This window comes from Actinomadura meyerae, assembly GCF_900188445.1.
In the GTDB taxonomy this organism is placed as follows: domain Bacteria; phylum Actinomycetota; class Actinomycetes; order Streptosporangiales; family Streptosporangiaceae; genus Spirillospora; species Spirillospora meyerae.
The window spans coordinates 18,187-31,662 of sequence record NZ_FZOR01000067.1 but is presented as its reverse complement, the minus strand read 5'-3'; the positions used below and the strand labels follow the sequence as shown (position 1 = coordinate 31,662).

Annotated in this window: 10 protein-coding genes and 1 pseudogene; 4 read left to right on the top strand and 7 right to left on the bottom strand. The window is 69.5% G+C overall.

The genetic code is table 11. The features are described 5' to 3' along the window. Positions 1-90: 90 nt before the first annotated feature. Positions 91-1,311 (top strand): annotated as a pseudogene (locus tag CHF16_RS39930) (type ISP restriction/modification enzyme); the annotation flags it as partial. Positions 1,312-1,958: 647 nt separating this feature from the next. Here the strand turns inward: CHF16_RS39930 and CHF16_RS37785 are convergent. After that, entirely contained in the window at positions 1,959-2,732 is a 774-nt protein-coding gene (locus tag CHF16_RS37785; RefSeq protein WP_179271904.1) for a barstar family protein, read from the bottom strand. Positions 2,733-3,127: 395 nt separating this feature from the next. On the opposite strand from CHF16_RS37785, the gene CHF16_RS37780 reads away from it, so the two are divergent. Continuing rightward, a complete protein-coding gene (locus tag CHF16_RS37780) occupies positions 3,128-5,824 on the top strand; it encodes a DUF4132 domain-containing protein (protein ID WP_179271903.1) in 2,697 nt (898 codons plus the stop codon). A 123-nt stretch (positions 5,825-5,947) separates the two neighbouring features. Here CHF16_RS37780 and CHF16_RS37775 read toward each other — a convergent pair whose 3' ends face one another. The 5 genes from CHF16_RS37775 to CHF16_RS37750 form a co-directional block, all read right to left on the bottom strand. Beyond that, positions 5,948-6,397 carry an Hsp20/alpha crystallin family protein gene (locus tag CHF16_RS37775; RefSeq protein ID WP_089331000.1) on the bottom strand — a complete coding sequence of 150 codons (450 nt, stop codon included), beginning with the start codon at positions 6,395-6,397 and terminating at the stop codon, positions 5,948-5,950. A gap of 355 nt (positions 6,398-6,752) precedes the next feature. Next, complete coding sequence (locus tag CHF16_RS37765; protein ID WP_089330998.1) at positions 6,753-7,370, bottom strand: hypothetical protein; 618 nt, start codon at positions 7,368-7,370, stop codon at positions 6,753-6,755. A 64-nt stretch (positions 7,371-7,434) separates the two neighbouring features. After that, positions 7,435-8,337, bottom strand: coding sequence for a DUF2589 domain-containing protein (locus tag CHF16_RS37760; RefSeq protein WP_089330997.1), 903 nt, complete (start codon positions 8,335-8,337; stop codon positions 7,435-7,437). Between the two features lie 36 nt (positions 8,338-8,373). Further along, positions 8,374-8,649: a hypothetical protein gene (locus CHF16_RS37755; RefSeq protein WP_143228300.1), complete on the bottom strand. Its 276-nt coding sequence runs from the start codon at positions 8,647-8,649 to the stop codon at positions 8,374-8,376. Further along, positions 8,646-9,293, bottom strand: coding sequence for a DUF2589 domain-containing protein (locus tag CHF16_RS37750; protein ID WP_089330995.1), 648 nt, complete (start codon positions 9,291-9,293; stop codon positions 8,646-8,648). The genes CHF16_RS37755 and CHF16_RS37750 overlap by 4 nt, the downstream gene beginning before the upstream one ends. A 193-nt stretch (positions 9,294-9,486) precedes the next feature. On the opposite strand from CHF16_RS37750, the gene CHF16_RS37745 reads away from it, so the two are divergent. Continuing rightward, entirely contained in the window at positions 9,487-10,182 is a 696-nt protein-coding gene (locus CHF16_RS37745) for a hypothetical protein (protein ID WP_143228298.1), read from the top strand. 203 nt (positions 10,183-10,385) lie between these two features. Beyond that, the gene (locus CHF16_RS37740) at positions 10,386-11,699 is read left to right on the top strand and encodes an HD-GYP domain-containing protein (protein ID WP_089330993.1); all 1,314 of its coding nucleotides are present in this window, start codon (positions 10,386-10,388) and stop codon (positions 11,697-11,699) included. Positions 11,700-11,748: 49 nt separating this feature from the next. Here CHF16_RS37740 and CHF16_RS37735 read toward each other — a convergent pair whose 3' ends face one another. Then, entirely contained in the window at positions 11,749-13,341 is a 1,593-nt protein-coding gene (locus CHF16_RS37735) for an outer membrane protein assembly factor BamB family protein (RefSeq protein ID WP_179271902.1), read from the bottom strand. Positions 13,342-13,476: the final 135 nt, after the last annotated feature.

Below are 13,476 nucleotides of genomic sequence, written 5' to 3'. Positions count from 1 at the left end.
CCACGCGGTATGACAAGCTCGCCGTCCGCTACGAGGCCGTCCTCCACATCGCCGTCATCAACGACTGGCTGACCTGCCTTTGAGACACGCCCTAGGGGGATCACCCCCGGCCGGACCTGGGTCTACGCTCCCACGGCCGACCTGCTACAAGACCGGTGGCGTGCGTTTATCGCGGCGCCGGTGAGTGAGCGTCGCGAACTCTTCCGGGAAAGCCGAGACCGAACTTTGCACAGCAAAGTGAAGCCGCTCCCCGGGTTCTCACGAGCCGCTCGACCGCTGGCAGAAGAGTTCAGTGACTGTCCCGAGCCGATCCAAGTGGCCTACCGCTCCTTCGACCGACAGTGGATCATTCCCGACAACCGGCTCCTGGTCATGGCCCGTCCTCCACTCTGGCAGGTCCGATCCGAGCGTCAGATTTATCTCTCCGAACAAGATGCCCACCAGATCGAGGACGGTCCGGCATTGACGTTCACCGGCCTCATACCAGACCTCCACCACTTCTGCGGCTGGGGCGGCGGCGGGGTGCGCCCACTCTGGCGCGACCCCGCAGGCAACGTTCCCAACATGACCGGCAAGTTGCTCAACCATCTCAGGAGCGTATTGGGACTCTCCGTCTCCGCGCCGGATGTGCTGGCCTACATCGCGGCTGTGACCGCACATCCCGGATACACCCACCGGTTCAAGCAAGAGTTGCGACAGCCAGGCGTCCGAGTACCGATCACCGCAGACCCGACGTTGTGGAACGACGCATTGACCATCGGCCACGAGGTCCTCTGGCTCCACACGTACGGCAGCCGCGTTACTGACCCCGTAATGACGCGCAAGCGCTCAGAGCGCGCCGTCATCGAGCGCTTCGGCATCAAATGTTTGGCTCCCGTAAGATCACTCCCCGAGCAGCTTCCCGAACGCCTCTACTATGAACCCGACGCCCGAACGCTTCACGTCGGCAGCGGAGCCTTCGCACCCGTACGACAGGAAGTCATTGACTACACCGTCTCCGGCCGACGCGTGGTGTGGCGCTGGTTGAACGACCGGACCACCCGGCCCCGGAACAAGCGCAGATCGTCGGAACTCGACGACATCACGCCAACCACCTGGAGCCGTGATTTCACGTTGGAATTCCTAGCACTTCTCTCCGTCCTAACAGGATGTTTGCTTCTACACCCGAAGCAAGAACGACTCCTGGACGAAATCTGCACAGGCCCACTGATCAGCACCAGCGACCTCAACGATGCTGGAGTCCTCCCCGCCCCGCTCGCCGCCACAAAGCCACCAGCACCATCCAACTTCTCTTTCCTTACCGAAAGCTGACCGTTGACCTAGTCCCTCAAGGTTTTCCCGCTCCTGCTGCCGTTGCCATGGGCCATGTCGGCTCGTTGTCTGCTCGGCGGTTCCGATACGGATCAGCACGCGGCGGCATTGGCCGACATGAAAAAGGGACTCGATGCGGACAGGCTGGCACAGAATGCCACCCAGAGCACCGCACTGATATGAAAATTTCGGACTTTTAATCCGTAGGTTGTGGGTTCGAGTCCCACGCGACCCACCCAGCTTGACCAGGGCGAACGCACGCCGCCGTGGCTACCGGTGATCATGCTCGGGTCGCCCTGAGCCCCCTGGGGCCCCCCACGCCCGTCCCCATCCCGACGGAGGCCACGGCCCCGCGCCGATCCGCTCGCGGTCGCCACGCCTCCGGTATGCGGTGAGTCCCTTCGCAGGTCGACGGACAGGCGCCCGGCACCACACCGGCTGCGGAACAGGTACGCGGCACTCTTCTCCGCGGCGGCGTGCGCGACCTCAGGCAGCACGAAGGAGTCGAACAGTTCGGGGTACTTCGGCTCGCCCACAAGGTCGGCGCGGCCACGGCGGTCGTCCCTGCCGTTTCGGTCCGGGCAGGGCGGCGTGCCGACGGTGGGCGAGGGGCGTACCAGCAGCCTGCTCCGACGCGGCGCCCCAGGCTATGCCCCGTCGGAAATGACTTCGACATTGTTCTGCGAGAGGATATCGAGAATCAAGTCGAATTTGGAAATCGGCCCGTCGGCAAAATCCAGCACCGCGGACAGGGAGGAGCGCGCAACAGAAATGTTCCGCCAGGTCAACCGGACTGGAGCGCCTTTGAGATAATCCACAAGACACTCGTCCAAGTCGGAAAAACTACATCCGATATACCCTCCCGGGCCACGGAAAGCCTCGCCGATAGCACAGAAGAAACTCGCGACATCCTTGATGTCATCACCCTCCATGAAGATTTCCCTAGAGGGAGTTGAAGATTCCCACTTCAAGGCAGATTCGGAGTGCCTGAGAACGGCTACTTCCAGCCACGCTTCGCGGGCTCCGACCTGAAGCGTGCGCCATTCTCCAAGCCGCGGCTCGGAAACGCGGAACCTGTCCCACAGCCTGCGGGCCTCGGCATGCGGCGCCACCCCCGTTCGTGCCGTGACGACTAGATCTTCCGGCGTATCTCCGGCTAACACCTTGGCGGCCCACAGCCCGTAGCGCCCCATGGGCCGGCCTTCGGTGTCGAGGACCAGGACCTCGATGTCCCCCCTGAGCGTCTCGATCGGCCCATCCAGAATCGGCCGCACAAGCCTGAAGTCGACCCGAGCGGTCTCTTCGTCAAGCAACGCACCGAAGTCGTCGTCGCTGTAGCGCCCGACAAAAAACCCTTCCAGATCACCGACGGGAATGTATGTGTCACTTTCCTCGAACCGGACAGAGTACTTGACTGACAACGTCGCCCACCTTCCAGGGGAACACGTCGAATCAACAGACAGGAGAGCGGCGATCTGTGCGCCTCCATCAGCACCACGCCCGGGCCGCGCCGCTCCAGCCGATACTCCACCGGGCCACCGGCAAGGGTGATCGTCTGCGTCGCTTCTTCCACGGCGTCCTCCCAAGTGTGAGACGGCCGTAGCGGTCCCGGCTCGGCACCATGAGTGTGTCGCCCGCCCCTGGGACATCGGAAGGGCGCCTTGCACCGCGTTCCAGGCACCGACAGCAGATCGTCGTCAGACGAGCAGCGCCTCGAGTTCGGGGACTCGGTGCCGGTCCGTTGCGCGGCCGCCCCCTTTGCGGCATGTCGGCCGGTGGCGTTCCGGTGTCGGGAGGCCCGTCTACTCTGGCCCGGGTGAGTGCTCGTCCCGCCGTCATCGTGCCCGAAGCTCTGCGCGGAGAACTCCTGCTCCGCCGTGGCGGGGCGGTGCCGAATCCGCCGCCGGAGATCGACCCGTCCGCCGCCCAGCGGGTGCGTGAGCGGCTGGAGTCGAGCCGCACGGCCGTCGAACGGCTGCTGGGTCATCCGGAGAGCGATCCCAGCTCGGTGAAGGCGGCACGGGCGTATCTGGACGGCGAACCGGACCCGCGCGGTGCGGCCGCCGTCGCCCTCATCGAGACGCACGTGTTCCGGGACGAGGAGTCCAACCACTGGAACCCGGCGTGGGCCGACGAGAACGCCGTGCCCTGGGTCGACGCGTGGGCCGTCCAGCACGGGCTGGCGTTCGCGGCTCGCGCCGGCGCGGAGGCGGACGGCCTCACCATCGCCAGGAACACGCCGGGAGGCCCACGTCACCGGGATCTCGTCCTGAAGGCCGACGCCTGGTCGGAGAAGCGGCTGCCCTGGGCGACAGGACCCGCCGGGAAGCGGATGCGCGCGTTGCTGGCGGTCGCGGACGAATCCGACTACGCCGAGGCCGTCGAGGGGCTCGCCCGGTATCGCGGGACGCGGGAGCAGCGCTGGGTGGTCTCCTTCCTGGTCCCGTCGGAGCAGGAATGGGTGGACGAGTGCGTCCGGGAACGTCCCGAACCCGGGACCGACGCGTCGAAGCTGCTCTGGTGCTCCCTCGGGTCGAACCGGCAGCTCGCCCGGTTGCGCGGCGCGAACTGGGCGCACTTCGGCGACGGCGAGGTGCGCCTGGACGTCCTGCTCACCGCGGCGGAGGGGATCGGCCCGGCCGTCGCCCGGCACCTGGCGCCGCCGCTCGAGGACACCGCGAGCGATCGGCTCGACGTGATCTACGGGAACGGTTCCGCCGCTTCCGCGCGCGAGGCGCTCCTCCAGGTGCTGTCGCTGCTGCCGAGCGACGAGGCGTTCGCCATCGTGGCCGGCCACCTCGACCAGCCGGGTGCGCTGGCCGCTCTGACGGCGATGATCGAACGCTTCCCGGCGCGGGCCCTCCGCTTCCTCGCCGGGCGAAGCGGAGGCTCCGAACTGGCGGCGCGTCTGCTCTCCGCGCACCTGCGGGCCCATCCCGAGCTGAGGGCGCGACTGGCGGAGCTGGACGGCGCGGCACATGCGGCGGTCGAGGCCGTGGAGGCGGCGCGTCTGCCGGAGGCCTCCGGCGATGCCGTCCCGAAGGCGCTCGTGAAGGCCGCGAAAGGCGGCGCTCCGGGATGGGCTCCACCGGCCCTGCTTCCGCAGATCCTGATGCGCGGACGTGATCACGCGCTTCCGGAGGCCGCGACCGCGAACCTGCTCGCGGCCCTCGGCAAGGCGAGCCCGAAGCGTGCCCCGGCCGCACCCCTGAGGGAGGCACTGGACGCGCTCGACCCGGTGTCCCTCGCACAGTTCGGCTGGGCACTGTTCGAACACGGCCGATCGGTCGGCGAGGAGTCCCGGGGCGTCTGGGCACAGCTCTGCTGGACCGGCGACGACGAGACCATGCGCCGCCTCGGCGCGGCGGCGCGCGCAGCCACCGGGCAATCCCACATCAAGATGTTGCTGCACGGCCTCGACGTGCTCGCCGCGTCCGGTTCGGACGTGGCCGTCCTGCAACTGGGCCTCGTCGCCGGGAAGGCCCGGCCCAAGCGGCTGAAGAAAAGAGCGGACAAGCTGCTCGCCCAGGTGGCGCAGGCCCGCGGTCTCACGCCGGACCAGCTCGCCGACCGCATCGTCCCCGACTTCGGACTGGACGACGCAGGCGGCATGACGCTCGACTACGGCTCGCGTACCTTCCGGGTGGGCTTCGATGAACAACTCCGGCCGGCCGTGTACGACGACAAGGGCGCACTCCGCAAATCCCTGCCCAAGCCGGGAGCGTTGGACGACCCGGAACTCGCGCCAGCCGCCTACCGGGCTTTCAGCGGGTTGAAGAAGGACGTCCGTGGTGCGGCGTCCGATCTGGTCGGGCGGATGGAACGGGCGATGGTGCGGCAGCGCCGCTGGAGCACAGGTGACTTCCGTCTGCTGTTCGTGGAGCACCCGCTGGTGTGCCACCTCGTCCGGCGGCTGGTCTGGCTGCACGAGGAAGACGGCGGCGCGACCACGGCCTTCCGCGTTGCCGAGGACCGCTCCTTCGCCGACGCGGACGATGACGCCCTCACCCTGCCCGACTCCGGCACCGTCCTGGTCGCGCATCCCCTCCGGCTGGGGAAGGCCACGGCCGCGTGGAGCGAACTGTTCGCCGACTACGAGATCCTCCAACCGTTCCCCCAGCTCGGCAGGCCGGTCGGCGCGCTCACCGACGAGGAGCGTGCGAGCAACCGCATCGACCGCTTCACCGGCACGGAGGTCGGCGTCGGAGCGCTGCTGAAGCTGGAACGCCGGGGCTGGCGCCGCGGCCCCGCCGAGGACGCGGGCATGCAGAGTTCGATGGAGTTCGACACGCCGAGCGGACACACGATCGTCCTCAGCACGCACCCGGGGTTCCCCGCCACGTCACCGGCGGCCTACGAAGCGCAGACCCTGCGAGGGCTCTGGATAGGCGTCAACGGGGAGGTCGACTACGGCCTCAGCAAGTCGAAGGCCACGTTCGCCGACCTCGACGACGTCACCGCCTCCGAACTCCTGTACACGATGACCAACGTCGTGAACCACGCGAAGACCTGAGTCCGACCACTCCCCGGACGAACGCGCCGGTGGGCCGGCCCCCACGATTCGGCAGACCACGACGAACGGCCCGTCGTCGGGGACTGCCCCGTGATGCCGTCACGGGGCAGCTCTTGGTGAAGGTCAGCCCTTGACCTCGATGTGGCGGTCCTTCTCGGTCGTGGCCTTGGGGGCCGTCACGGTGAGCACGCCGTCGGTGAGGCTCGCGTCGACCCGGTCGGCGTCGATGTCACCGGGCAGGTACACGCGGCACTCGAACCGGCCGCTGCGCCGCTGCTTGCGATGACGCAGCCCGCGGCTCTCCCGCTCCTTGACCTCTCCCGTGATGGCCAGTTCCCGATCGTGCAGTGATACGTCGATCTCGTCCTTCTTCAGGCCGGGAAGTTCCGCTTCGATCACATAGGCGTCGTCGGTCTCGCTCACGTCCGCCGCGGGCGCCCAGGGCATATCCGTGGCGGTGCCCGCGAAAGCCGCGTTCACCAACTGCTCCATCTGCTCGTAGAAGGGGTCGAACGGCTGCGGCCGCGAGGTGAGCATGGTGTCTCCGGGACGGCGGATGCTGGGCAGTGCCATGGTCTGCTCCTCTCATTCGGGACGTTCCCTGCCTACGACGCTGCCCGGCCGGCCGGTCGGTCACATCCTCAGGGTTGACGGGTCGTCGCCGGTCGGCGGCGCGTCCGAGCCGTGGGTCAAGTCCGGCGTGACGCTGATGAACAACTGATCGGCGATGCGCCGGTTGGTGAGCCCTTGGGCGACGAGCCAGGAGACCCGCTGCTCGGTTCGGGTGAGGCCGCCCCAGCCGGCCGTGGTCCGTTCGCGGTGGCCCCAATGCCGTCGGCGCTCCCACAACCGGCGGTCGTGCGGCTGTGGGAGCGCCTCCCCGGGCCGGGCCCGCGCCCTTCCCCGCAGTCGGGGATCCGCGGATCGGTCAGGTTCGCTGGTCGACCAGGACGTTCCAGCGGCCGTCCTGTTCGAGGCGGTACGCGTGGTCCTGGAGTTGCGCGAAGTCCGCGCTCTCGCAGTGCGGCCCGCCCTGGTAGGCGGCGACTTCGCCGAGTTGGGGCCAGGGGCTTTCGAAGGCGTAGCCGAAGGAGGTCAGGGCGCACAGTTCGCGGCCGAACACGGTGAGGTGCCGCCTGTCCAGGTCGTAGATGTTGACCACGCTGCGCGGGGACGCCAGGTAGAAGGGGGCTCCGAGGTGCAGGCCGCCCAGTACCCAGGCGTCGTTGACCAGGAACGTCCAGTTGGGCGAGTCGAGCACCGCACCCTGCCCGCTGTCCTTGGTGGCTTCGTTCATCGTCCGGAAGTTGTCCTTGACGCGCTGGTCGATGACGGCGCCCTGCCGCTCGGGGTCGGCCAGCCGTCCGATGATCAGGCCGCGGTCGTCGTCCTGGCGTGAGGCGAGCGCGGCGGCGTGGTAGACGCACCAGGCCACGTTCAGGCCCTCGGGGGAGAACGCCTGGTCGAGACGGGGGAGCCCGGCCCGCTCGTAGCGGGGCTTGGCGGCGGTGGCGGCCGCCGAGAATTCTTCCAGTGAGCCGTACATCGTCACTTCCTCGGGTGGGTTCGGGTTCGAATCGGTACCGGCGTGGGCGCCGGCGTCGGGGGGCCTACTCAGGCTGTGCGGGACGGTCTTCGGTCATGAACGGCGCGAGTCGCTCGACGACGGCACGCAACGCGTCCAGCGCTGCGCGGAACTGCTGTACGAGCGGGTCGTCCTCGTCCCCCATCCGGCGCAGTTCAGCGTCCAGCTCTTCGGTCTGGGCGCGGAGCACCTCGCCGGGGGCGCCGAATTCCAGCGCCTCGCTGATGTCCTCCAGGAGGCCGTCCATCGCGGTCCACTCACGGGGGCCGGGATTGCGCTGGGAAGACAGCGGGCCGACCAGCGCGGACAGTCGCTGCAGCAGCCGGGCGGCCTGGTCGCGGTAGTGGGCGATCTGGTTGGCCTGGTCGAGGTGTCCGAGGTCGCTGACGGCGGTGTCCAGCAGCTGGTGGATGCGCGCGGTGCCGCCCGCGGGCACCTGCTTGAGGCGGGACCTCACCTTCAGCGTGGCGTCGTCGCCGGCCGCGACCCGCGCGTGGATGACGGCGGGCGGCGTCGAAGTGTCCTCCGTGCCGGTGTCGTGCGGCGGCTGGTCGTGCCCCACCACTTCCAGGGCCAGGTCGATCTCCGCCTCGTCGATGATCAAGCTTGGCGGCGTGATCAGGGACAGCAGCGGAACCGACACCTCGACCTGCGAGGTCCTGGCGGGCGAACCGTGGGCGCTGTCCGCGGTGATGGCCTCGGGGTCCAGCTCGTGGCGGTGGAAGGCGAACTCGAAGACGCGGGCGGTCTTGGAGCCGTCGGCTCCGGTGGCGAACCCGACGCGGTCGATGACGGCGACGGCTTCCAGCGCCGCTTGAGCCTGGGCGCGGACCACCGCCGCGTACGCCGCGCCCAGCAGCGCCTCCACCCGCAGGACGGCCAGGCCGCTTTCGACCGGGTCCCCGGTTGATCGGTTCGGATCGGTCATGGCAGTGAGCCTCCACTGGCGTCGTCTATGGCGCTGCTACTGCACGGGCACAGCGCGGTCGGCGGGGAAGACGCTGAATCGCAGCCGCTCGCGTTCCTTCTCGGGAGCGGCCAGCACCGTCGCGCTGTCCACCGCGATGACCGCCGAGTCGTCGGCCGGGGTGCCGGCGGGCGGCCGGCGGGTGCGGACGTAGGTGACCTCGAACTCCACCTCGGCCACCACGAATCCCGCCGCACCGGACCGGGCGCGCACCTGCCGCCCGGCCCGCTCCGCCGCCGCGGTGAGGACCGCGACCAGCTCCCCCACCGTCACGTCGAGGGCTGCCTCGATTTCGCCTTGCGCTCCGCTTCCCTGGCGGCCCTCTCCTGTTCGAGCTTCTTGTGGTCGTCGGCCGTCATCGGGCTGGCCGTGTCGTAGATGGCGGACTCCAGCAGCGACAGCATCCGTTCCATGCCCTTGGGCATTTCCTCCTGGACGGCCTCGACGTGGACGCTGAGCGTCGCCGACCGGTTGGTGGTGTCCTCCCGGGTGCTCTTGCTCTCGTAGGACCCCTTGAAGGAGGCCGAGACTCCCCAGAAGCTCGCGCTCACCGACGCCTCGGCGGAGAGCGCCTTGTCCTCCTTCTCCACCGTCGTGGACTGGATCTTCACCTCGAAGTCCAGCGTCGTCTGGGCCAGCCGCAGGAACGGCACCGGCACCAGCGTCAGCAGCGGTACCTGGATGTTCAGATGCTCCGGGATGGCCTCTTTGCCCGGTTCCGCCTGTGTCCAGCGGTCGATGGTGAAGTCCACCATCACCGGGACCCTCTTCCCGTTCTTCTCGACCAGGCCGACTTTCTCGATGAACTCGGCGGTGGCGCTGCTGGACAGCACGCTGCCCTTGATGACGCCCTGCAACGGGCCGCCGATGATCTGCTCGAACGGCAGGGCGAGTTCGCGCCCCAGATCTGCCGGCATTCGATCCTCCTGTTTCGGGGGGTGACACACCCAACGTAACGGAAATCACACAGATGACTACTATCTGTCACGGAAGGGAGGCGTAACAGAAGGCCACTCCCCCAGTCACCGGGTGACCGGACGGCCGGGATGATCGGGATCGGGAGGCAAATCGCTGGACGGGGGCCGCCGGCGCGGAAGAAGATCATGTTCCGTGGGAGAGACCAGGACCGAGGAGCCGACGGGGAGGACGAGCAGGGCGCGGGCCGGTTGCGGGCTGGTAATGATCATGGTGGGCATCGCGGTCGTCGCGGCGCTCGTCTGGGGCGCGGTCGCGCTGGTCCGGGGCTTCACGCGCTGGGAGCCCCCGGTCGAGTACGACGAGGCCACGACGCAGGAGGTGACGGCCCCCGCCGAGAACTGCGCTCTGCTCGAACAGAAGATCGCGAAGCCGCCCGAGTCGCGGCGGCTCGATGTCAAGGCCCAGCTCGAGTACAGCGCCATGCGGAAGGCCGTCCCCATGGCCTGCGATCTCGATGTCAAGGTCGAGTGCGACCCGAACTCCGATTGCAGCGCCGCCTACAAGGGGAAAACGATCGCCATCGCCGTCCAGCGCGGATCGTGCACCTCCATGCCGAGCATCGGCGAGAGGCTGTGCGAGTACACGCTGCACCCCAGGAACCGCTTCCTCTCTCAGCGCCGGCTGAACGAGGCGTTCTGGGAGAGCCGCCAGAAAGACAAGAAGGACGGCTCCGTCCTGCGGTGCGACACCATCCCCGGTGGTGCCGACGTCCTCCCGCTCACCGGCACGAAGACCGAGTACCGGTGCTACACGAGGAAGCCCGGTTCCGTCACGAACAAGTACACCGTTGTCGCCGGCGACGGAAACCACCTGTTCTTCGAGCGGTAGGCCCCCGAGGTCGGTCGTCCGGTGCCGCGCTCGGCGGACCGCATCCCGCCGCCGGGATGGGGGCGGGAAAGGTAGAGTGACGGAGTGTGTTCGCTCGGCTGCGCCACGGCGCGGAGCGCGTCCTCCTCGCTCCCCGCCCCGGCGGCGAGCTCTTTCGCGGCGTTTTCTCCCATTTGGTGCTGTACCGAGTTCCTGGGTGAGACATGTTCGGACTTCCTGCCGTCGCCAGGCTCTACCTCACTGCCGTGGTCCTGTCCGCCGCCGCCGTCCTCGCGGCCTCGTACCTCGACGGGTCCTTCACGGGCATGGACTGGCGGACGCTGGTCGCGCTGGCCGTGCTGTTCGTCCTCTGCGACTCGCTGCCCGCGCGGCTGAACGTCGAGGGGGCGCGGGTCTCGCTGGGGTTCGCGGCGAGCCTGGCGTCGGTGGTGCTGCTCGGCCCGGCCGGTGCGGCGCTGGTGGGGGCGAGCGCCGTGGCGACCGGGCAGCGGAAGGTCGCGCCGGTCAAGCGGCTGTTCAACGGGGCGCAGTTCGCGCTGAGCGGCTACGCCGCCGGGACGGTCTTCGCCCTGGTCGGCTGCGGCGGGATCGATCCCGGCCGGACCGGCTGGGTCGCGGACGTGGTGCCGCCCTTCGTGGTCGCCCTGGTCGGCTTCGTGGCGGTCAACCTCGGGCTGACCGCCGGGATCCTGGTGCTGAGCGGGCGGGACGCGCCCGGGGAACTGGTCCGGGCGAGCGGCCCGGTCGCCGCGGGCTGCGTCGGGTACGGCATGTTCGGGCTGCTGATCGCGGGTCTCTGGGACCGGCTCGGCCCGCTCGTGGCGCTGCTGGTACTGCTCCCGCTGCTGGTGGCGCGGTGGGCGATGGAGCAGGCGTTCGCGCAGCGGCAGGCCCATGACGCGACGCTGGCCGCGCTGTGCCAGGCGGTGGAGACGAAGGACCCGTTCACCCGCGGGCACTGCGGGCGGGTCTCGCGCGCCGCGGTGATGATCGCCCGCCAGCTGCGGATGAGCCCGGAGCGCGTGGAGACCCTGCGGTACACGGGGATGCTGCACGACGTCGGCAAGATCGGCGTCCCGACCAGGATCCTCACCAAGGACGGGCCGCTCACCGACGAGGAGTACGCCGCCATCCGGCTGCACCCGGTGCGCGGGCTGGAGATCGTCCGGGAGATCGGCTTCCTGGACGAGGCGCTCGCCGGGATCATGCACCACCACGAGCGCGTCGACGGCCGCGGCTACCCGCTGGGGCTGGCCGGGGACGAGATCCCCGAGTTCGCGCGGGTGATCGGGGTGGCGGACGCGTTCGACGTGATGACGTCCACGCGCCCGTACCGCGCGGCCCGTCCGGTCGAGGAGGCGGTGCGCGAGCTGCGGCGCTGCTCGGGGAGCCAGTTCGACCCGGTCATGGTCGAGGCGCTGCTGCGGGCGCTGGAGTCGGGCGGCTGGCAGACGGAGACGGATCCGCGGGAAGAGGCCGGGAGCGCGGGACGGGCGACGACGCCACCACCCGAGTAATACCGGCCCGGCCCTGGCGGTGTGACGGTCATCTCCGCCGACGCCGCCGCTAGTCGAGGACGAAGACCGCTCCGGAACCTCCCTCCAGGTGCACCGCCACACCACCGGGGATCTCCACCGCCTCTAGAGAGCTGGTCAGGCACCACTCCTCGCGCGGGACAGCGGTCGGCTGGAACGGGCCGTGCCGTTGGCCGGTGGTGATGTCCCAGGCGGCCATCGCACAGCCCTTGAACCGGCCCGCCGCGGTCGACTCGCGGTATGCGACGAACAGACGGCCGTCCCGGAGAAGGGCCAGGGGGCCGGGAGCGTCGTTCAGGTCTCGGGCCTCGATGTCGGGGACGGTGTGGGACCACGACTTCCGGCCGGTCCGGACATCGAAGGCGTGCAGGGCCGTGGAGTAGCGCGCTTCTTCGCCCGTCCCGGTGCGGACGTTCTCGGCGAAGACCGCCCTGCCGGCGGCTGCGTGCAAAGGCCCGCGCTCGCCCGCTTCCCCTGACCTCAACCGGGTGCGGTCCGCGTCCGGCAGCCACCACTGCGGCCGGCCGTCGGCAACCCGGATCCCGGTCAGGTTGTGCGTCACCGTCACTTCCTCACCGGCTCCCCGCTGGATCTCACGAGCGTCGACGACCGCCACGCCGTCGGTGACTGCCAACGACACCTGCTCGAACCGCTCTTGGGCGCCTGGCTTACCGCCGTCCCGCGTGACCTGCCGGGACCATAGTGGCCGACCGTCGCCACCGCTGAGTCGCACCAGCCGATGATGCGGGTCGACGCGCTCCTCGTCGCTGTAGCAGGAGACGATCGTCAGCACGTCGCCGCCGACCGGGACGACCTCGGTGGGTCGGCAGCCCTCGTCCATGGGGAACCGCCACGCCGTCTCGCCCCCGAAGGTGAACATGCCGAGGGCACCGGCGCCGGGTTCGTCGCGGGCCCGCCGCAGGTCGATGGTCACGCGGCCTTCGCCGACCGCGACGATGCGCGCGGTCTCCGGAACCGCGAAATCCGCCCGCAGCACGCCGGAGACCGTGTCGAACACCCATACACGGGTGGCGGCGCGCAACCCGTCGATGAACGATGTCCGCGGCGTGTCGACGAAGACGGTCGTCGCGAGCAGCCGTCCATCCGGACTCACCGCCGTGCTGCCGGTGTCCACCCGGTTGGGCCGGTGCCGCGGGCCGAGCAACCGGACGTCCCACCGGTGGAGCGCCCAGCGCCGGGTACCGCTCGCCGGATCCAGCATCCGCAGACCGCGTGACTCCAGCACCGCCAGGCCGCCGGCCGTGCCGATCACGGACAGGCCCTTTGCGGAGCCGGCCGACCCCTCACCGCGCAGCGGCGTGGACCACGCCACCGCGCCGGTCAGCGCCGGGGCTGCGGCAGCCGGGGCCGGACGGTCCGTCGTCACTCCCTCGGTGTTCACCGCGACCACCCACGACGGCACCACGCCGACCGCAACGGCCACGGTGAGCAGCGGCACGGCTGCGACCGGCGCGATGCTTGCGGCCAGCCGCAGGCCGCGCCGCGGGGTGGTCCCGTCCACGGCGACGGCGCCCGGCCGCCGCAGGCTGCCCATCGCCGTCGCGAGGGCGCCGATGGCCGCCAGAGTGAAGGCCAGCAGCATCAGCGGCAGGCTCAGGTCCACTCCACCGGACGGGCCCGGCGACGGCATCCGCAGTACCACCACGAGTAACGCGGCTACACATGCAGCGGCTAATACCGAACTCGCGACACCCCGTGCTCGACGTCCGCGACCGGTCCGCGAACTGGGGCGGGTGGA

Bases quoted from the DNA above. Each gene is read 5' to 3' on its own strand.
- CHF16_RS37775 (WP_089331000.1), bottom strand. From the start codon at position 6,397: ATGGCACTGCCCAGCATCCGCCGTCCCGGAGACACCATGCTCACCTCG.
- CHF16_RS37765 (WP_089330998.1), bottom strand. From the start codon at position 7,370: ATGTACGGCTCACTGGAAGAATTCTCGGCGGCCGCCACCGCCGCCAAG.
- CHF16_RS37760 (WP_089330997.1), bottom strand. From the start codon at position 8,337: ATGACCGATCCGAACCGATCAACCGGGGACCCGGTCGAAAGCGGCCTG.
- CHF16_RS37750 (WP_089330995.1), bottom strand. From the start codon at position 9,293: ATGCCGGCAGATCTGGGGCGCGAACTCGCCCTGCCGTTCGAGCAGATC.
- CHF16_RS37740 (WP_089330993.1), top strand. From the start codon at position 10,386: ATGTTCGGACTTCCTGCCGTCGCCAGGCTCTACCTCACTGCCGTGGTC.